Source organism: Agrobacterium sp. 22-209-1, assembly GCF_053522485.1.
In genome coordinates this window covers 36,814-56,956 of the sequence record NZ_JBNWCH010000012.1, presented here as the reverse complement: position 1 = coordinate 56,956, position 20,143 = coordinate 36,814, and the positions used below count along the sequence as shown (strand labels likewise).

Annotated in this window: 18 protein-coding genes; 12 read left to right on the top strand and 6 right to left on the bottom strand. The window is 58.2% G+C overall.

The genetic code is table 11. From position 1 onward, the window contains the following. Positions 1-75: 75 nt before the first annotated feature. From ACQZ48_RS20925 to ACQZ48_RS20915, 3 genes are all read right to left on the bottom strand, one after another. A complete protein-coding gene (locus ACQZ48_RS20925) occupies positions 76-663 on the bottom strand; it encodes a glutathione S-transferase family protein (protein WP_448729402.1) in 588 nt (195 codons plus the stop codon). 141 nt (positions 664-804) lie between these two features. Beyond that, a complete protein-coding gene (locus ACQZ48_RS20920; RefSeq protein ID WP_448729401.1) occupies positions 805-3,918 on the bottom strand; it encodes an efflux RND transporter permease subunit in 3,114 nt (1,037 codons plus the stop codon). Further along, the gene (locus ACQZ48_RS20915) at positions 3,918-5,027 is read right to left on the bottom strand and encodes an efflux RND transporter periplasmic adaptor subunit (RefSeq protein ID WP_077984683.1); all 1,110 of its coding nucleotides are present in this window, start codon (positions 5,025-5,027) and stop codon (positions 3,918-3,920) included. Before ACQZ48_RS20915 ends, ACQZ48_RS20920 begins: the two co-directional genes overlap by 1 nt. Before the next feature lie 98 nt (positions 5,028-5,125). Between ACQZ48_RS20915 and ACQZ48_RS20910 the strand changes: the two genes are divergently transcribed. From ACQZ48_RS20910 to ACQZ48_RS20895, 4 genes are all read left to right on the top strand, one after another. After that, positions 5,126-5,710 carry a TetR/AcrR family transcriptional regulator gene (locus ACQZ48_RS20910; RefSeq protein WP_173991419.1) on the top strand — a complete coding sequence of 195 codons (585 nt, stop codon included), beginning with the start codon at positions 5,126-5,128 and terminating at the stop codon, positions 5,708-5,710. Positions 5,711-5,876: 166 nt separating this feature from the next. Beyond that, a complete protein-coding gene (gene fabF, locus ACQZ48_RS20905) occupies positions 5,877-7,172 on the top strand; it encodes a beta-ketoacyl-ACP synthase II (RefSeq protein WP_448729400.1) in 1,296 nt (431 codons plus the stop codon). 52 nt (positions 7,173-7,224) lie between these two features. Next, entirely contained in the window at positions 7,225-8,232 is a 1,008-nt protein-coding gene (ftsZ, locus tag ACQZ48_RS20900) for a cell division protein FtsZ (RefSeq protein ID WP_448729399.1), read from the top strand. Between the two features lie 65 nt (positions 8,233-8,297). Next, positions 8,298-8,486: a hypothetical protein gene (locus ACQZ48_RS20895; protein ID WP_077984680.1), complete on the top strand. Its 189-nt coding sequence runs from the start codon at positions 8,298-8,300 to the stop codon at positions 8,484-8,486. A gap of 17 nt (positions 8,487-8,503) precedes the next feature. Here the strand turns inward: ACQZ48_RS20895 and ACQZ48_RS20890 are convergent, their stop codons facing one another. Beyond that, positions 8,504-9,013 carry a MarR family winged helix-turn-helix transcriptional regulator gene (locus tag ACQZ48_RS20890; RefSeq protein ID WP_448729398.1) on the bottom strand — a complete coding sequence of 170 codons (510 nt, stop codon included), beginning with the start codon at positions 9,011-9,013 and terminating at the stop codon, positions 8,504-8,506. A gap of 164 nt (positions 9,014-9,177) precedes the next feature. On the opposite strand from ACQZ48_RS20890, the gene ACQZ48_RS20885 reads away from it, so the two are divergent. Together ACQZ48_RS20885 and ACQZ48_RS20880 are read left to right on the top strand one after the other, a co-directional pair. Next, the gene (locus ACQZ48_RS20885; RefSeq protein ID WP_448729397.1) at positions 9,178-10,593 is read left to right on the top strand and encodes an MATE family efflux transporter; all 1,416 of its coding nucleotides are present in this window, start codon (positions 9,178-9,180) and stop codon (positions 10,591-10,593) included. A gap of 807 nt (positions 10,594-11,400) precedes the next feature. Then, positions 11,401-13,152 carry a thiamine pyrophosphate-binding protein gene (locus tag ACQZ48_RS20880; RefSeq protein ID WP_077984675.1) on the top strand — a complete coding sequence of 584 codons (1,752 nt, stop codon included), beginning with the start codon at positions 11,401-11,403 and terminating at the stop codon, positions 13,150-13,152. Here ACQZ48_RS20880 and ACQZ48_RS20875 read toward each other — a convergent pair. Next, a complete protein-coding gene (locus ACQZ48_RS20875; RefSeq protein WP_244614259.1) occupies positions 13,143-14,072 on the bottom strand; it encodes a LysR substrate-binding domain-containing protein in 930 nt (309 codons plus the stop codon). The two genes, ACQZ48_RS20880 and ACQZ48_RS20875, sit on opposite strands and share 10 nt — an antisense overlap. Between ACQZ48_RS20875 and ACQZ48_RS20870 the strand changes: the two genes are divergently transcribed. The 6 genes from ACQZ48_RS20870 to ACQZ48_RS20845 are packed head-to-tail and all read left to right on the top strand — an operon-like array spanning position 14,071 to position 18,959. Beyond that, the gene (locus ACQZ48_RS20870; RefSeq protein WP_244634997.1) at positions 14,071-14,649 is read left to right on the top strand and encodes an Lrp/AsnC family transcriptional regulator; all 579 of its coding nucleotides are present in this window, start codon (positions 14,071-14,073) and stop codon (positions 14,647-14,649) included. The genes ACQZ48_RS20875 and ACQZ48_RS20870 overlap by 2 nt on opposite strands. 29 nt (positions 14,650-14,678) lie before the next feature. Continuing rightward, a complete protein-coding gene (locus ACQZ48_RS20865; protein ID WP_077984833.1) occupies positions 14,679-15,512 on the top strand; it encodes a transporter substrate-binding domain-containing protein in 834 nt (277 codons plus the stop codon). Between the two features lie 10 nt (positions 15,513-15,522). Then, complete coding sequence (locus ACQZ48_RS20860; RefSeq protein WP_077984672.1) at positions 15,523-16,236, top strand: aspartate/glutamate racemase family protein; 714 nt, start codon at positions 15,523-15,525, stop codon at positions 16,234-16,236. Next, complete coding sequence (locus ACQZ48_RS20855) at positions 16,236-16,892, top strand: amino acid ABC transporter permease (protein ID WP_077984671.1); 657 nt, start codon at positions 16,236-16,238, stop codon at positions 16,890-16,892. The genes ACQZ48_RS20860 and ACQZ48_RS20855 overlap by 1 nt, the downstream gene beginning before the upstream one ends. Then, positions 16,889-17,683, top strand: coding sequence for an amino acid ABC transporter ATP-binding protein (locus ACQZ48_RS20850; protein WP_448729396.1), 795 nt, complete (start codon positions 16,889-16,891; stop codon positions 17,681-17,683). The genes ACQZ48_RS20855 and ACQZ48_RS20850 overlap by 4 nt, the downstream gene beginning before the upstream one ends. Before the next feature lie 19 nt (positions 17,684-17,702). Continuing rightward, positions 17,703-18,959, top strand: coding sequence for an NAD(P)/FAD-dependent oxidoreductase (locus ACQZ48_RS20845; protein WP_448729395.1), 1,257 nt, complete (start codon positions 17,703-17,705; stop codon positions 18,957-18,959). Positions 18,960-19,312: 353 nt separating this feature from the next. Here ACQZ48_RS20845 and ACQZ48_RS20840 read toward each other — a convergent pair whose 3' ends face one another. Next, positions 19,313-19,879 (bottom strand): hypothetical protein, encoded by a 567-nt coding sequence (locus ACQZ48_RS20840; protein WP_131829430.1) that lies wholly within the window; start codon positions 19,877-19,879, stop codon positions 19,313-19,315. Between the last annotated feature and the right edge of the window lie 264 nt (positions 19,880-20,143).

Below are 20,143 nucleotides of genomic sequence, written 5' to 3'. Positions count from 1 at the left end.
GGGAAACATCGGTCGAGTTAATGCGGGATTCTCGCCTGGAGAGTGAAAGGTGTGACGGATGCTTATGCCGTCAATTCACGCCGTTCGCCTGTCCGCTGGTGGATTGCCCAGCGCACGCTGGAACGCGGATCGTTGCTCGCCTCTTTCGACATAGTCCTGCAAGCCAGCGCTATCCAGCAGAATACCAGAGTGCTTGAGCGGCCGCAGTACGCTCACCATCATGAGATCACCGGCGCTGAACTGAGCCCCCTCAAGCCACTCCTTCCCTCCAAGCGTATCGCCCAGTTGCTGGAGCCGCTGACTGAGATGACCAACGCTGCCAGAGGCGATACAGGGCTCGATCGTATTGACCGCTGCAAACATCCACATGATGGAACGCGAGCGCGCATTTGCTTCATCGGGAAGGAGGCCAGCGAAACGCTGTGCTATGTGAAGCACGATCGCACCGGATTCGAAAAGAATGAGATCGCCCTCCTGGTAGATCGGCATCTGGCCGAATGGCTGTATTTCCAGATATTCGGGGCGGCGCATCTCGGAAAAAGTCAGATACCGTAGAGTGTAAGGCTGGCCGACTTCCTCGAGAGCCCACCTGACGCGCATATCCCGGTGATATCCTCTACCCCCGTCGGGCGGATGTTTGAAGATGGATACGACAGGGGTCATGTCAAGGCTCCTCATTGGCAGGATTGAAGCGGGACGAGGGCATGGTTTCCGAAAGGGTACAGTGGGCACTCAAAACACACGCCACCTCTCGCCAGGCAGTATTATCACTCCGCAGCATCATCTGCTGCGGAGGGACGGTGGCTATTCCGCAGCAAGCGAATGCTGCGCTGTTTCCGAGTTTCCGTGCTCTGTCGAACCCATGTCTGCCTTGGGTGGCTTGATGCGGAACCATGCAGCATAGAGCGCCGGCAGGAAGAGCAGGATGATGAGCGTACCCACCGCCGTTCCGCCGATAAGCGTGTAAGCCATCGAACCCCAGAAAACCGAATGCGTCAGGGGAATGAAGGCTAGGACCGCGGCAAGCGCCGTCAGGATGACGGGCCTCGTTCGCTGCACCGTGGCTTCGATAACGGCATGATAGTCGTCCAGGCCCGCGGCCTTGTTTTCCTTGATCTGCTCGGTGAGGATCAACGTGTTGCGCATGAGGATGCCCGCCAGGCCGATAAGACCCAGGATCGCGTTAAACCCGAAAGGCTGGTTGAACAGGATCAGGGTCGGCACGACGCCTGCAAGACCGAGCGGTGCTGTCAGCATCACCATCGTCATCGTCGACAGGCTGCGCACCTGAAGGATGATGACGATCAGGGTCGCTGCGATCATCAGTGGGAACACCTTCACAAGGGCAGTATTCGCCTTGAGGGACTCCTCGATATTGCCGCCCATCTCGATTGTGTAACCAGCAGGCAGAGATGCAACGAGTGGCTGAAGAGCGGTCATCACCTGTTGCGAAACCTCCGGCGGTTGCGTCGCCTCGTTAATGTCGGATCGGACCGTCACCACAGGCGTTCTGTCACGGCGCTTGAGGATCGGCTCTTCGAAGCGCACCTCCGTGTGGCCGATCTGATCGAGGGGGATCGCACGGCCGTCTCTCGTCACGAGCGAGAAGTCCCCGAGTCTGGCAGGATCGAGGCGGATTTCGCCGGCACTTCTCGCCACGACAGGAACGTTTCGGATGTTCTCACGGACTTGCGTGACGGGAACACCGCTCAGCAGGAGCTGTATCTGCTGGGCAGCCTCGGCGGACGACATGCCGATGAGGTTCAGGCGATCCTGATCGGGAACGAACCGGACAACGGGTGTTCGATTACCCCAGTCACGGTTGGCATTTCTGACATCAGGTACCGAGCTCATGAGAGCAAGTGCCTGCTCGGAGATTTTGTACAGCTCTTCGGCATCCGGTCCTTTGATCCGAAACTCGACGGGGAATGGCGTGTAGGGACCAAAGACGAGTTGCGTCACGCGGACGAATGCCTCGGGCGCCAGCCCTTGCGCAACGGCTTCCCGAAGACGCAGTTTCAGCACCTCACGCTCATGGGCGTCGGATGTCAGCACAACGATCTTCGCAAAGGCAGGATCGGGCAGTTCGGGCGACATGGCGAAGAAGAAGCGGGGGGCGCCCTGGCCGATGTAGCTGGTGGCGATCTTCGCTTCGGGTTGCTGCTTCAACCACGCCTCGAGTTTCTTGACCGTGGCGGTTGTCGTTTCGATGCTCGTGCCTTCTGGCATGCGGACTTCGACAAGAACCTCAGGACGGTCCGATGTGGGGAAGAACTGCTGCTTCACCGCACCCATCCCGACGACCGAAAGCGCCATGACAACGCCAACAATGGCGCAGGTCAGGAACTTGTGCTTGACGGTGAATTCGATCGCACCGCGCAGGCGTCTGTAGTTCGGCGTATCGTAAATCGCATGATGGCCGCCTGCCACCGGCTTGATATCGGGAAGCAACTTAACGCCGAGATAGGGCGTAAAGATCACCGCCACGAACCAGGAAACAATCAGTGCGAAACCCACGATCCAGAAGATATTGCCGGCATATTCACCCGCTGCAGAGGCGGCGAAACCGACCGGCATCAGGCCGATAATGGTCACAAGCGTGCCCGACAGCATCGGTGCCGCAGTGTGGCTCCAGGCATAGGCAGCCGCCTTGATGCGATCCATACCCTCTTCCATCTTCACGACCATCACCTCGATGGCGATGATGGCGTCGTCGACAAGCAGGCCAAGTGCCAGGATCAATGCACCGAGCGTGATGCGGTCGAAGAAGCGCCCCGTCTCGAGCATGATGATGAAGACGACAGCAAGCGTCAGAGGCACGGCAAGCGCCACGACAATGCCCACCCGCCAGCCCAGCGCAATGAGGCTGACGAAGAGCACGACGCCGAGGGCCATGGCGAACTTCACCATGAATTCACCCACCGCCGCGTCAATGTTGACGGCCTGATCGCTGACCTTCGTCAGCGTTATGCCAAGGGGCAATGATTGTGCGATCTGGCTCGAGCGCTCTTCAAGAGCCTTGCCAAGCTCCAGACCATTCCAGCCTTGCTGCATGACCACGCCGAGCATGATGGCCGGCTCGCCGTCATGACGGATGACATAGCCTGCCGGCTCCTGATAACCCCGGCGTACCTCAGCAATGTCGGAAAGCTTCAACGCGCGGCCGGAAGCGACGATGGGCGTATCAGCGATAGACTGAACACTGTCAAAGGCACCGTCGAGGCGAATGAAGACCTGCGGACCCTGCGTATCGATCGAGCCAGCGGGCGTAACGGTATTGCGCCGTTGAAGAGCTGCGGCAATGTCCTGAGGAGATATGCCGAGCGTGGCGAGTTTCTCATAGGAGAACTCTACGAATATCTGCTCGGGCTGTTCGCCGAGAATGTTGATCTTCTTCACGCCGGGAACATGAAGCATGTCCTGCCTGATCTTTTCCGCTTCCCGGACGAGATCGCGCATCGGCATGCCCTGCGCCTTGAGAGCGTAAAGGCCGAAGCTGACGTCGGAGTATTCGTCGTTCACGAACGGTCCCAGCACACCCTGCGGCAGGTTTCTGGCTTCATCGCCGAGCTTCTTGCGCGCCTGATAAAATTCTTCAGCGACGGCGCTTGGCGGCGTATTGTCCTTGAGCGTGACGGTAAGATAGGCAAAGCCGGGGCGCGTCGTTGTCTCGACCCGGTCGTACCAGGCCAATTCCTGAATGCGCTTCTCCAGCGGCTCGGCAACGAGATCCTGCATCTCGCGCGCGGTTGCGCCCGGCCAGACAGTCGTGACCGTCAACGTCTTGATGGTGAAGGAAGGGTCTTCGGCGCGTCCCAGCTTGACGAAGGCATAGACGCCGGCAAGCGACAGAAGGACGATGAAGAACAGCGTGACGGCGCGTTCGCGAACCGCAAGGGCGGACAGATTGAGGTTCATCAGTTTGTCACCTCTTTTGTCCCAACGCTGGTGCGAACTTGCGCTCCATCCTTCAGAAGATGTGCGCCAAGCGCAACGACCTCCTCTCCCGGCTTGACGTTAGTGACGACCACTTTCTCTTCGCTTACCCGCTCTACTTTCACATCACGAAACTTCACGACGGACGATTGCTGATCGATCACCCAGACGCCAGTGCGCGTCCCGTCATCCAACAGGGCGCCTATCGGCAGTTCGGCGTGGTTTTGCGCATCTCTGTTCTCGATTTCGATAGTGACGGTCGCCCCCAGTGGAGCATTGGACGCAGCCCCTTCAAGCACCCAGCGCGTTTCATAGGTGCGGGTCTGCTGATCGGCAGAATCGGAGATCTGGCGCAGCTTGGCCTTTTCGGCATTGTTTCTGCCATAAACCGATGCGGAAGCCTGAACTCCAATGTCAGGACGCATGGTTTCGGGTAACCAGACAATGGCTTCGCGCGGACCAGACTTCGCGAGCCGGACAACCGGCTGCCCGGCGGTTACCACCTGGCCCGGCTCACCGAGCGTCTCGACAATGGTTCCATCCGCATCGGCAACGAGAACCGCATATTTTGCTTCGTTCTCCGCGACATCGGCGTCAGCCTGAGCGGCGGCCAACTGTGCCGTCGCCGTATCCAGCAGGGCCTTCGATCGTTCATATTGCTGCGTCGAGGCAGCAGAGGTCTTCACCAGCACGGCAAAGCGTTTCTCATCGGCTTTCGCTTGGACAAATGTCGCCTGTGCTGCGATGACAGCGTTTCGCTTGGCGGTCAGAGCAAGACGAAGATCGGTCTCGTCAAGCCTCATCAATGGCTGTCCAGCGCTTACCTGCTCCCCGACGTCGACAAAACGTTCAACGATCTTTCCGGGAACGCGAAAGCCGAGATTACTCTGGACCCGGGCACCAACGGTTCCGGTAAAGCTGCTGCTCGAATTGCCAGGAAGCCTGGCTGTCGCGAGGTTGACCAGTGGCGCCAAAGTCCGGGGATCGGCAGCCTTTGCCTCGGGTGCCTGCGTCGGAAGCAGCAGCGCTGCGGCTCCGCCTGCGGCCAGCGCCAGCACTGCTGCAGCAGTGACAACAAGTTTCCGTTTCATTTCATCGCCCCTTCTTGACGGCCATCCTGAAAATATTAGATTGCACTCTAACTCTAAAAGACATATAGATGTCAAATGAAATCTAATTGGAGGTCCACATGCGAGTGAGCCGTGTACAGGCAGAGGAAAACCGGGAACGGGTGATCAACGTCGCCAGCCGCTTGTTTCGAGAGCATGGTTTCGACGGGATTGGCCTGAAAGACCTGATGAAGGGTGCGGGGCTCACCCAGGGTGGATTTTACAAGCAGTTCGCATCCAAGGACGATCTTGCGGCGCTTGCATCACGGCGTGCTCTCGAGAGCGCCACGAGAAGGTGGTCTGATGCCGCAGCAGACACGTCGGATCCGCTGGAATCGATCATCACCTTCTACCTTTCCAAAGACCATAGTGGCGAGAAGGCAGAAGGATGCCCGCTCGTTGCTCTCGGCTCCGACGCTGCGCGTCAAACCGCCGAAGTTCGGCGCCCGTTTGAAGACGGTATCCGAGCACACTTCGAGGTGCTTGAACAGCTTATCGGAGAGGGTGACGATAGAACTCGAAGCGACAAGGCCATGGCAATATTGTCCATGATGATCGGTGCGGTGACGCTGTCCAGGATCATTGGGGATGAAGCGCTTTCGACGAGTGTACTCGATGCGGCAGCGAGCGAGGTCCGGCGCATTGCTGGCCGCGATGGCGGCTAACGGATGGTTTTTGGATATTCGTCGCCGATAGCTGGCACAGCTCGGCCGTAGCCCCACGCTATCAGAAGAGAATAGCGCGAACCGCATGTCCCAAGTTCACGACCGGTCATTCGGTCGGGTGCCGAAGGCATGCCAAAATTTTGATCGTTAACAGGTGGAAATGCAAATGCGTCGTGTCGTTGTCACGGGAATGGGAGCCGTCAGCCCCCTTGGTGCAAATGTCGATATCTCCTGGTCCCGGCTTCTTGCTGGCAAAAGCGGAATCCGGCGACTGGGTGACGACATCGTCGGGGATTTGCCTTCAAAAATCGGAGGCGTGGTCCCTTCCCTGGCTGAAGATCCTGAAGGAGGATTTGATCCTGACAAGACCCTGCCCTCGAAGGATCAACGTAAGGTCGACCGCTTCATCATCTTTGCGCTGGCGGCGGCGGAAGAGGCTCTCGCACAGGCGAACTGGAAGCCAGCTTCCGAAGAAGAAAAACTGAGAACGGCGACAATCATCGCATCGGGCATCGGTGGCTTTCCCGCGATAACGGAGGCGGTGCGTACCGTCGACCAACGCGGCGTCCGCCGCCTCTCGCCCTTCACCATTCCATCCTTTCTCGTCAATCTCGCTGCCGGACAAGTCTCTATCCGGCATGGTTTCAGAGGCCCGCTGGGAGCACCGGTGACGGCATGCGCCGCCGGCGTTCAGGCGATTGGCGATGCAGCGCGACTGATCAGGTCCAATGAAGCCGACATTGCGGTTTGTGGCGGAACCGAGGCCTGTATGAACATTGTAAGCCTTGGTGGTTTCGCAGCGGCAAGATCACTATCGACAGGCTTTAACGAGACCCCGGCCAAGGCCTCACGTCCTTTCGACACCGCGCGCGACGGCTTCGTGATGGGTGAAGGCGCAGGCATCCTCGTCATTGAAGCGTTGAGCCACGCCCTTGCTCGTGGTGCGACGCCGATTGCCGAACTCGTCGGGTACGGAACGACGGCCGACGCCCATCACATTACCTCAGGCCCAGAGGACGGAAGCGGCGCGCGCAGGGCGATGGAGATTGCCATCGCGCAGGCAGGTATCGCGCCGCACGAAATCGGCCATCTGAACGCGCATGCGACATCGACCCCGGTTGGAGATCTTGGAGAGCTCAGAGCAATCAAGAGCCTGTTCGGCCAAAAGAAGTCGATCGCCGTCAGCGGCACGAAGTCGGCGACGGGACACCTGCTGGGGGCCGCCGGCGGCCTTGAGGCTATTTTTACGATCCTGGCGCTCCAGCACCAGATCGCGCCCCCGACCTTGAATCTCAGTTCACCAGGCCTTGAGGCCAATGGCATCGACTTTGTCGCAAACGATGCCCGACCTCTCGATGTTGAGTATGCGATATCCAATGGCTTCGGCTTCGGTGGGGTCAATGCAAGTGCAGTGTTTCGACGCTGGCCGAAGAGAGGCAGTCGAACGCCATTGGCTGACTAGCCCCCCGCGCGCGGTCACCTTTGAACAAAGTCTCCACCAGGACACTCCCGCTATGCAACCAACGACTGTCGTTTCACCGCCCGGCATAACGCTCCTCAAGCCGAGGATTGCCGTCATCGGCGTCGGCGGTGGCGGCGGCAATGCTGTCAACAACATGATCATGCAGGGTCTCGAGGGTGCGGAGTTTATCGTTGCGAACACCGATGCCCAGGCTTTGTCCATGTCAAAAGCGCCACGCCTTATCCAGCTTGGCCCGACCGTCACGGAGGGACTTGGCGCCGGATCATTGGCCGATATTGGACAGGCGGCAACCGAAGAGTCGATTGACGAGATCATGGATCACCTCCACGGAACCCATATGTGTTTCGTGACGGCGGGCATGGGGGGCGGAACGGGAACAGGTGCCGCACCCGTTATCGCCCATGCTGCGCGCAAGGCAGGCATACTGACGGTCGGCGTCGTCACCATGCCCTTCACATTCGAAGGTACGCAGCGAATGCGAACAGCGCGGCAGGGAATCGAGCGTCTCAGCGAATGCGCAGACACGGTGATCGTCATCCCCAATCAGAATTTGTTCCGGGTTGCCGATGCGAAGACGACTTTCGCGGATGCATTCGAAATGGCAGATCATGTGCTGCATGCCGGGGTCAGTTCCGTCATCGATTTGATCGCCAAGGAAGGATTGATCAATCTCGACTTCGCCGATGTAAGGTCAGTCATGCGGGACATGGGCCGTGCTGTCATGGGCACGGGCGAGGCAACGGGAGACGCCCGCGCCCGACATGCCGCCGAGGCAGCAATTGCCAATCCGCTGTTCGATGAAGCGTCCGTCAGGGGAGCGAAAGGGCTTCTCGTCTCGATCTCTGGCGGACCGGACATGACCCTTTTTGATGTCGACGAAGCTGCAACTCGTGTTCGCGAAGAAGTCGACGACGACGCGAATATCGTCGTCGGCGCGACTTTCAATGATGCGCTGACAGGGCGGTTAAGAGTTTCCGTTGTCGCAACCGGTTTGCGGCAACCGGCAGAGGTGATCTCTCTTTCAGAGAGAATGGCATAACGCTCGCTCAAACTGCCAGGCATGCAAATGCCGACTTATAAAGTTGATGGCGATGGAGATTTTAAATGTTGAAACGTTTTCGAGAAAAATGGCGATCGTGGGAAGATGTCGTCCTGGGTATCGACGATCCGCAGGGAGACTACCTCATCGCGCTGGAGAAACGGCTGGACCGGCTGGAGACCGAAGTGGCTGGCTTAAAGGCACAGCCCCATGAGGAGGTAGTACGGGAAGACGGCGCCGAAAATAGAGGGTGATGGCTGTATCCTTGCAGTCAGTTGCCGGTGTCGGCTGCGCGCGGCCTAGGTCCAGCGCACGCTGTTGATAGCTCGCTAAGCATCCGGCAAAGGCTAAGAGTATTCTGTGCCCCGCCAACCTTTTTCACCAGTGTGTCTTCAAGTTTCCGAAGACGTTCAAATGCCACTACAAGCCGAGCGCTCCCGTTGCCGGTGAGCAGAAGCCTTCGTGCCCTGCGATCCTCGACATCCACGGACATCGTCACCCAATTCTTTCTCACCAGGGGTTTTAGATTTGAAACGACGGTTGAGTGGTCAAGGCCAAGAAGTAGCGAAACTTCCGATATTCGAGGGGAACCTGCTTCACCAATCGCTGCAAGAAGAAATATCTGCTCTGCCGTTAGTCCTGTCGAGCGCAATGCATCGTTGATCTGGCGGGAGATGATGCGGTTTGTCCGCTGCACGGCAAAGCATAGGTCCCCGGCAAGTGGGTTTTCCACCATTTCAGCTTTTATCGATCCTTGATCGGAAACATGGGTTTTGAACACCTGCACGGGCTCCGGTCTCAAGCTCGTAAGCGATATTTTAGATTGCGTATGAACTCTATATAATTTAGATTTCGAAACCAATCTATTTTTAAATTCTGAGAACCGGTTGCGAACCCAGGCCTTGGGAGCGGAGCAGAGCCTCGGAGAACTTTTTAGGATCAGCCATGGCGGATGTGCTGGACAGCAAAAATTCTCATGTCTCAACAATTTCACAGAAGACACCATATGGAATTCTTCATGGAGCAATCACACCCGCGCTGTTCCGGCTGGCATTGCCCACGGTCGTCGTTCTCGTGGTCCAGACCTTTGTTGGGGTCGCGGAAACCTATTTCGTCAGTTTCCTTGGGACCGAGGCTTTAGCGGGTGTGACCCTCGTCTTTCCGGTCCTCATGCTGATGCAAATGATGTCGAATGGCGGAATTGGAGGCGGAGTTTCCTCAGCCGTGGCGCGAGCGCTGGGTGCCAACCGCCACGCTGATGCCGATGGGCTCGTCTGGCATGCGATTGTTCTGGCCACAGTATTCGGAGCCATTTTCTCAGTCGCTGCAATCCTCCTTGGACCTCTGCTCTACCGCTCAATGGGAGGGACGGGAGAAACCCTGAAGGCCGCCCTCATCTATTCAGGAATTGTGTTCGCAGGCTCCATTCCGATCTGGATCACGGCTTTGCTTTCGGCAGCCCTGCGGGGCGCTAGCAACGTGAACGTGCCTGCACTCGTCATCATCTCCGGCGCGTTCCTTCTCCTCGTCCTGTCGCCGCCGTTGATTTTCGGCTGGGGGCCCTTCCCGCAACTCGGCGTGGCAGGCGGAGGCGCTGCGGTCTTCATTTATTATCTGATCGCGGCACTGGTGCTTGCCCTTTACCTGCGCTCGTCAAGCAGCCCGCTAAAGCTCAAAATTGTGCCGCTGCAAGGTCGACTGTTCAAGGACATTCTGGGTGTCGGCCTGCCTTCCGCTGTCGGCACGATCCAGGTCAATCTGACGGTTACTTTCATAACGGCAGCCGTTGGCCACTTCGGCGCAGATGCGATTGCGGGGTTCGGCATCGCATCGCGGCTTGATTATCTGCAAATTCCCATCATCTTCGGTCTTGGAACCGCTATCGTCACCATGGTTGGGATTAATATCGGAGCGGGCCAGATCGAACGCGCCCGCCGGGTCGCCTGGGTTGGCGCAGGTATTGCATTTGGCATCACGCAGACAATCGGCATTCTCGCCACTCTGTTCCCCATGATTTGGATGAGATTGTTCACGGCAGATCCGGATGTGCAGGAGCTAGGCTCGCAGTATCTGCAAATCGTCGCACCGGCGTATGGTGCGGTTGGATTGGGACTGGCACTTTATTTTGCAAGCCAGGGACTGAAGCGTGTTCTTCTCCCGGTTCTTGCCGGAACAGTCAGGATGATCCTGGCTGCTTTCGTCGGGTGGGCTTCGGTGATCTGGTTTGAGGCGAGTCTCAATTCCCTTTTCCAGATCGTGGCGGTGGCGGCCATCGCATACGGTGGATTAACGGCCCTCGCCGTGCTGCCGCGCCGCATTTTCCATCTTGGCAGGCAACAGGACGTTCAAACTGCCCGGTAGAGACGTCGAGTGCCCAACCAGAAGATCGCCATCGCAAAGGCGTCAACCGGTTGGTTCTCACCGCTGGCTTCGAAAATCATATCAAGATAGACGGAATTTCACCGCTGATGAACTGTCGACAACACGTGTCACCCCAGTCAACAAGCTTGCCTGTACTGCTCCGCCTGCGACAGGCAAGCCGTTATGTAGTTGTAGTTCAGAAAGACGATCGCACGATTAGCTCGAAACTGTTCTGGAACGAGTTGCAGGCGCTTTTGGCAATGGGGATACCCAACGAATTCTGGCCATACGTTCGAACGGAGGTGCTCTCAATGATCCACCACAGCGACCTACCGCCTGGAACGGTTCTCTTTGCCAGAAAAAACAGGCGTGGCGACGTCCTAAGCGTCGTCTCGTGGCGCGCTAAAGGCATCGATACCGAGATTTACACGTCGATTGAACAGGCTTTGGCTGCCGTGAATGCCAAAGATGCTTCGAAGAGGTCCTACGCTTAGACTTTGGCCAACGATATTGTCCGTTGAGATTGATGTGGTCCTATCCGAGCGGCGAGATACGGGCCAACAAATCTGGCAATAGCGCTTTGCCTCGCGGTGAGAGTTCGGCAGCGACCGGAATTCTTTGCACCAGGCGCAAAGCGAGTAGCGGCCTACATAGTGAATTTCGTCTGAGTATTTCCGTGGGCGACAGGCCGTGCAGCGGCCGAGACCGGCAATCTGACGGTTCACGCTTCATAGGCCCGACACATCGCCGGTCCCCGCCGGCTCCCGACGGTCCTATCCTCCTGCAGCACAGACAGGAGAGAACGAAATGCGTGGAGCGGATATTTTGGTGGAAATGCTCATCGGTTACGGGGTCGACACGATTTTCGGCGTCCCGGGGGACACCAACGTTCCTCTCTACGAGGCCCTTCAGTTGCGTGAAGACAAGATTCGTCATGTCATGGCCCGCGATGAGCGTTCAGCCGGCTACATGGCTGACGCCTATGGGCGGTTCACCAATAGACCGGGGGTTTTCGAGTGCCCCTCAGGCGCGGGCGCGATGTATTCGCTGCCCCCGGTCGCCGAATCGAACGGCTCGTCCGTGCCAGTAATTCTTCTCACCATCGACATCCCGCTTCCCGGCGAAGGCCGCGGCGTTCTGACGGAACTCGACTGCGCTAAGCTCTTCGAGCCAGTGACGAAACTGTCCGTTCAGGTGAAATCGCCGGAAAAACTGCCGGAAATCATCCGCCGGGCTTTTCGTGTCGCATGCTCTGGCAAACCCGGCGCCGTGCATCTGCAAATTCCGGAGGACATGCTGCTTGCCGAAGTGGACCCGGGGCGGATCTCCCTTCATGTCGAAGAGGAATGCCGCACCTTCCCCGCTTACCCGACACTGCCGCCGCGCTCGAAGCTGGAGGACCTGCTCAAACTTCTGGCCAGGGCCGAGAGGCCGCTGATCGTGGCAGGCGGCGGGGTAAACCGCGCGCGTGCCGGCGACCGGATCACGCAGCTTGCCGAAAAATACAACGTGCCCATGTGCACGACAATGACCGGCCAAGGCGCCATTGACGACGACCACCGCCTCGCCATCGGCGTCATCGGCGACAACGGCTTTCATCCCCATGCGAACTGGGCGCTGGAGCATTCGGATTTCACGCTCTTCGTTGGCTCGCGCATCGGCTCGGTCGTCACCATCGGCTGGACCTTCCCGCGGATCACCCTCAATCGCCGTCTGGCGCAGATCGATATCTCCCCGGAAATCATGGCGAACAACTATGAGAATCTGCTGTCCATCCAGGGCGATGCCCTGTTGGTTCTGGAAGAACTCCTGACACTGGACGCTGCAATCGAACCCGCCCGACACGAAGCGTGGATCGGCAGCCTCAATGATCGTCGAAAGGTTTTCTGGGAGCACGCCGAGGAAGCGCTTTCCGACGAGCGGGTTCCCTTGCGGCCGGAGAGGGCCGTACGTGCCTTCAATGAGGCCCTCCATGCCTCCTGCAAGCCGGCTTTGATCTACTCCGACGCCGGCACGCCGACGCCCTACATGACGCGCTTCCTTAAAATCAATGATCGTGAAACGCGTTTTGCCATTCCGCGCGCCTTCGGTGGACTCGGTTCGGCCCTTCCCGCCACGGTCGGAGCCTGGCGGGCCGATCCATCCAAGAGGCCGATCGGTCTCTTTGGCGACGGATCGTTCGGCATGACGGTCGGCGAATTGGAAACGCTGGTGCGCTTGCAGGTACCGGCAATCCTTATCCTCTTCAACAACGGCACATTCGGCTGGATCAAGGGCCTCCACCGGCTCAAAGGTCACAATCAGTGCTTTGGCGTCGACTTTCTGGCGCCGCGCGGTCAGGCAATCGCGGAAGCCTATGGCCTCAAGGCATGGACAGCCAAGACAGGTTCGGAACTCGATGCCGCACTCGCAGCCGCCTTTACCCATGACGACGGACCGTGCTTCATTGACGTTCACGTCGAATCCATCGCAGACCGAGTGCCGCCGGTCTATTCCTGGCTATTGAAGCGGGGAGAAGATCCGCTTGAACTGAAGCCCATAGAAAAGTCCTATTTTTGACTTAAGGGATGCGTCAGAGGCAGGAATTGCCGCCGGCGCGCGAATTCGGTAGCAAACCAGTCGCGGAAGATCCGCACATTGGCCGAGTTCATCCGCGCCTGCGGGAAACAGAGATAAAAGCCCTCGCCCGATGTCTGAAGCCTGCTTAGAGCGGGGTTCAAAATCCCCGCGGCCAGTTCGGTGCGCACATGGAATTCGGGAACGATTGCCAGTCCCATACCGTTGATGGCGCATTCAAGGATCATATCGAAGTTCGGCAGGCGCGGGCCATAAATGCGGCTCTTGTAGTGCACGCCTGCACCCCGCAGCCAATGCAGCCACAGGCTCGGGCGGCTGGAATTCTGGATCAGCGGATATTCCAGCAGCGCCTCGTCGTTCGGGAGACCTTGCAGCGGCATCAGCTTCGGCGCGCCAACTACAACCAATTCCTCGTCGAAGAGCAGCTGGCTGCGCGCTCCGCTCCAATTTCCGGTGCCGCGCAGAAACGCCAGATCCAGCTCGGATGTCGCAAAATCGAGATCGTGACGGCAGGGATAAACCTCGAACCATGTCTGGGGATGCGCGGCTGCAAACGCGGTCAGCATCGACGCGCCCCAACGCCGCATCAGTGTCGGCGGAAAGCCGATCTTCAGCATGCTCTGTGCTTTTCGACCGCGGACGGCATCGATGGAGACATCTTCCAGCTTATCGAGAAGGCGCGAAATCTCATCATAATACCGCGTGCCCTCCTCCGTCAGGATCAGTTTAGGCCCGGCGCGCTCGAACAGGGTAAGACCCAGAAAATCTTCAAGGTTTTTTATTTGCCGGCTGATGCCGCTTTGGGTGATCCCCATGTCCTCGGCCGCCTTGGTAAAACTCAAGTGACGCACGGATGCATCGAATGCATGCAGGGCACTCAAGGATGGCAGAAAACGGCGCATGACGAAGCTCCTGTTGGGGATCATGAATAAAAGTCATGAAGAACCCATTTTTCAATGCTTTTCTTTGGGAAAGTTTGAACGCAGTCTTTCCACAAAAGAAAGTGGGAACGACATGGACTACGGCGACAGCATTGACCGCAATCTGCTCAGCATCCTGGAGGAAAACGCACGCGTGCCTGCCAGTGAATTGGCCCGACGTGTCGGCCTCGCACGATCGAGTGTCCAGGAGCGCCTCGAGCGGCTGGAACGCCGCGGCGTCATTCTCGGCTATCGCGCGATCGTCGGTCGCCGCGAGATCGATCAAAGCGTTTCAGCCTATATCTTCATCACCACCGCCATGCGCGCCACGCAAAGGTTATTCGTGGTATTGCGCGGCTACCCGGAGATCTTGACAGCCGATGCGATCAGCGGCCCGGCAAACATCCTCTGCCGTGTGAACGTCAATTTTTTGGAAGATCTGGAAGCCCTGATCGAAGAGCTTGCCCGGATCGAGGAAATCGAGAGCGTGACCTATTCGGTCGTGCTTTCCAATAAAATCAATCGCGACAACGCATTGATCGCCCGCAAGGCGCAATAGGGAACGAATAATCAACTGGGGATATGGCCATGAACAGACGTGACTTCGGAAGAGTAATGCTGCTTGCAGGGGCTGCAGCACTCCTCCCATCTTCCGCACTTCTCGCAGCAACCGAAGGCGCAACGCTCGAAGCGATCCGAGCCCGCGGTACGTTGCGGATCGGCGTGTTTGCAGGCACCGAGCCTTATTATCACAAGAACCTGGCGACCGGAGAGTGGGAAGGTTTCTGCGTCGCAATGGGCCGTGATCTGGCGCAACATATCGGCGTCAAACTGGAGTTGGTCGAGACGACCTGGGGCAATTCCGTGATCGATCTGCAAAGCAACAAGATCGACATCATGTTCGGGCTTAGCAACAATCCGGAGCGCGCCAAGGTTGTCGACTTCACCAAGGCGTTGATGGACAATACTTTCACCCTCGTTGCCCGCAAGGACCTGGAAGTGACGAAGTGGGAGGAGATGAACAGGCCGGAGATGCGGGTAGCCGTCGACCTCGGCTCGACACAGGACAATTTCGCCCGCAAGAACCTGCCGAACTGCACACTGGTCGCGCTCAAATCTGCGGATGAGACCATCCTGGCGCTTCAGTCGGGCCGCGCCGACGCCATCATTCAGGTCGCCCTGCTTGCTGTCGTGACGACGAAGAACCTTGCGCCGAATGTCAAGCTTATCATTCCTGAACCCCATGCAAGCCAGCCGACCACGATTGGTGTGCGCCGCGATCCGAATGGCGAGTTCCGCGATTATGTCGATACCTGGCTTGCGGAGCGCCGCGAGCAGGGCAAGATCTCGAACTGGATTGTCGAAAGCCTCGCACTCGTCGGGGTCGACAAGGCTGCATTGCCTGCAAATCTGACGTTCTGACAGGAACCCAATGTCCGCTTCCTCAGGTGCCTTGGGCATCATCATGCTGGATACGACGTTCGAGCGTCCACCTGGTGATGTCGGCCATGCCGGGTCATGGCGTTTTCCGGTCAAGTTTCGCAAAGTGCGCGGTGCGTCCGTTTCCCTCGTCGTCCGTGCAGGCGGCGAGGGTCTCGTTGAAGATTTCATCGCCGCCGGACGAGAGCTGATCTCGGAGGGCTGCAGCGCAATCATCACGTCTTGCGGCTTCATGGCGCGACATCAGCGGAAATTGGCCGAGGCGCTCGGCGTGCCGGTCGCCGCCTCCAGCCTGATGCAGCTGCCCATGGTGGAAATGACGCTTGGCGCCGGGCTGCGTCCCGGCGTGATAACCTATGATGCCGCCAGCCTGGGTGATGACGTGTTCGAAGCCTGTGGGGCCGATCCATCGGTGCCCGTGCGCGGCGTGCCCTCCGGCGGCGCTTTTCATGCGCTCATCGAGGGCTCCGCGGCATATGATCATGCGGCGCTGGAGGCCGAAGTGATCGATGTTGCCCGAAAGCTCATCGCCGAGCATCCCTCGGTCGGCGCAATCGTGCTGGAATGCACCAACATGCCGCCCTTTGCACAGGCGATCTCGGCAGCCCTCGGCCTTCCGGTATTCGACATCCTGACGCTTGGCGAGTGGCTTTTTACATCAACCTCTCCCCGGATATTCCGCGGGGCCGAACAAAGCGCGCTGTGATGCAGTATCAATGGGACTTCTCCGGCCTTTGGCAGTACCGCGGCCTGTTTCTTCAAGGCTTGGGTTATACGGTCGGCTTTACTGTTCTGACCATCATCTCCGGCATCGTCGTCGGCACGGTCTTCGCTCTTGCCCGGCTCTCTGGGATGAAAGTCGTTACCGTTCCGATCATGACGATCGTGGAACTGTTCCGCTGTACACCTGTCCTCGTGCAACTGGTCTGGTGTTATTATGCCCTGCCCATGCTGGTCGGTATCCAGATTTCGCCAGCGATGGCGGCCTTCATCACGCTGACCATGTACGGCGCCGCGTTTTATGCCGAGATCATCCGGGGCGGCATCGTCTCGATCGATACGGGACAATGGGATGCGGGCCGCGCGATCGGCATGCGGCGAGGCCAGTTGATGGCCAAGATCATCCTGCCGCAGGCCTTGCGCCGCATGGTGCCGCCGCTGGTGAACCAGTCAGTCCTGCAGCTCAAGAACACCTCGCTTCTCTCCGTGCTCGCGGTGCCCGACCTGCTCTATCAAGGTCAACTGGTGACATCCGCCACCTACCGGCCACTCGAAACATACACCCTGATTGCAGCCATCTATCTGGCCGTCCTGTTTCCCATGACACGCCTGGCGCATTGGCTGGAGGGCCGCAGGACATGAATAACGAGATCCAGACGATGGCCGGCACGGAACCGATGATCGAGGTCGTGGGCCTGAAGAAGTCCTTTGGACCGCTGGAGGTCCTGAAAGATATCAATCTTTCCGTGCCACGCGGTCATGTCGTGGCGATGATCGGGCCGAGCGGTTCGGGAAAATCCACCCTGTTGCGCAGCCTCAATCTGCTGTCGTTGCCCGATGCGGGCTGCATCACCATCGGCGGAAGGCGGATGGACTTTTCCTCGGGCCACGTCGCCATGCGCGACCGGGATCTGGCAACCTTCCGCGCCAATACGGGAATGGTGTTTCAAAACTTCAATCTGTTCCCGCACATGAGCGTCATCGACAATGTGATGATCGGGCCGGTGAGCGTGTTGAAACAGGAGAGCAATTCTGCGCGGACACTCGCGATGGAGCTGCTCTCCAAAGTCGGGCTGGTCGAGAAAGCCGATGCACGCCCGGAGCAGCTTTCCGGTGGACAGAAGCAGCGCGTGGCGATTGCCCGGGCACTGGCCATGAAACCGGAGGTCATGCTGTTCGATGAGGCCACCTCGGCACTCGATCCGGCACTGGTGGGTGAGGTTCTGGCGGTCATCCGCCAACTCGCCGAGCAGGGTATGACGATGATCCTCGTCACCCATGAGATGGCTTTCGCCCGCGATGTCGCCGACACCGTCATCTTCATGCAGGACGGCTTCGTCATCGAGTCGGGCGATGCGCGCCAGGTCATCAACGAACCCCGCGAGACGAAAACGCGGGAATTCCTCAGCCATTTCCATGGCGGACTTTCCTGAGAGCAGGACGAAAACGGCAATGACAGGCAAGGTAATCGTGGTCGGCGCGGGCATCATCGGTGCCACCACAGCATTAAGATTAGCGGAAGCGGGCTGGGATGTAGTCCTTTGCGATGGCAATGCGCCAGGCAGCGAGGCCGGCGCAAGCTATGGCAATGGCGGCTGGATCAGCCCGGCATCAATCATCCCGATGAGCATGCCTGGCCTGTGGCGGAAAGTCCCCGGCTTCCTCCTCGACCGAAACGGGCCGCTGACGATCGATTGGGCGTCTCTGCCGCAGCTGGCGCCGTGGCTCCTCCGTTTTTTGTGGGCAGGTGCGAGCAAGGCACGCGTGCGCCGGACGGCGAAATTACTGAACTTCCTGCTGCACGATGGACCCGAACGGCATCTGGAGCTCGCGCGGAAGACCGGACAGGAGCAGCTCATTCTTCAAAAGGGGCTGCTCTACGCCTATCCCGACCGAGCCTCCTTCGAGGCGGAAGCACTGAGCTGGGAGCTGCGTCGCGAGAATGGCGTTGCCTATGCGGAATGGAATGAGGCTGAAATCCGCGAAAGGCTGCCGGCACTCGGCCCTGCCTACCGGTTCGCCATCCATGTGGTCAACGGTGCTCATTGCCGAGACACCGGGCGCTATGTAGCCGGCATTGTGGACGCCGCGCGGCGCAGGGGCGTCCAATTCCACCAATCCGCCGTGACCGCCATCCTCGACGGCGCGACACCGCAGGTCGTGCTCGAGGGCGGCGAAACGTTATCTGCCGACCGCATCGTCGTGGCTGCGGGCATACATTCCGGCTATCTGCTGCGCCCGCTCGGCGTGCGCATTCCGATGCAGAGCGAACGGGGTTACCATGTGACCGTTACATCGGGGCAAACGCCTTTCGAGATCCCCGTGATGCCGAGCACCGGCCGGATGGCCAACACACCGACAGACATGGGTCTGCGCCTTTCGGGCCAGGTCGAGCTCGCATCAGTCGATAAACCTCCGAATTGGGAGCGCGCGCAGGTGCTGCAACGGCATGCCCTGGCGAGCTACCCCTATCTGTCCACGGACAAGACACTCAGGCTTCGGCTCTGGATGGGGCATCGTCCCTCCACACCGGATGGCCTGCCGGTGATCGGCCCGCTGTCGCGGCACCCTGGTCTTGTCGCCGCATTCGGCCACGGGCATGTCGGCATTGCCGCCGCTCCCAAGACAGCAGATCTCGTGCTCGACGCACTCGAAAATCGCATCAGCGGCGAGGCGCTTCCGTTTCTGCCGAACCGTTTCAGGCAATAATTGAACATGACCGGAAATGAATAGATTCCGATGACAGTCGGCCTGGACACTCAAGAACCTTGGCGCCTTGAAGGGAAGTGCACCTGCGACCCGCTGATCTAACGAGTGAAATCTTATGAAGCTCAGCGGCTTAATCGGCTAGGGATTTACAGGAAGACGACTTCATGAGCTCGCCGAGTATAGTTACGCGCGGCGCGTTGACTCGTTAGAGAAAACCCGTGGCAAGAGGGTACTATTGTTCCGTCGCCAGCCAACAATCTCTCGGCTTGCAGCTCACTGGCCAGGCGGAAGGAGAAACCTCGACATCGTTTCAAACTCTTCTATGGATTTGGACTGACGTTTAGCGTCTCAGATCAGGTTGTTCCTCCAGTCACTATCAGGGCAATGATGAGGACGAAGAAAAATGCCTGAAGGTATACCTTCAGAGCCAGTATCAAAGCTGTTAGAGAGGTTGTAGCCAGAGAACGTCTAAACTGAAGCGCCTGTACGTAAAGGTACCAGAGTGTTACTACGACCAACACCGCAGTCCCGATAGCGGCTGCTCCGGCAAACCTCTGGCCACTGACGATATAGGATAGCGAGACCATCAGTGCATAAGCCGCAGCCAAATAACATTGTCCGAAAAATGCGGGCCGCAGGTTCTTCCGCTCAAGAGATAGTCCTCGCTTGCGTACGTAGCAAAGTGCAGCGAACAGAGGCAAAAGTCCGAACAGGAACGATCTCATTATTATCAAATTTTGGTCAGAACTGATAAACGATTTTGCGACTTCGCTCCCGGGATGAATGTGTTCGAGATTTAGACCGAGTTCGGTGAAATGCACAACCGCTAGGGTGATCAGTAGCAGTAATGGCGGACTGAGCGCGTCGGTGTACTGCCGCTCGACACCTTCTTTCAGCTCATGGTCTGAGTAGTCGATCATACGCAGTGGGTGCGTGATCGTAAGCCACATTGTACGTGGATAGTAAATGAACCACGTCATGACTTCGAAGAGTAATTCTTCGAATGAGCGAAGAAGTTTTAGGAAATCCAATCCGGCCTCTATTGATCGGCACCAGGACACTGTTCGATGCCACCGAAACATCTCTCATCGAAAAAGTGGTAAAGCCTCGTCAATACGGAGCGTCTGTGATTAGCGTCGTCATGAAAAAGCGTACCATTGTTTCACGACAGAACACTAGCCATG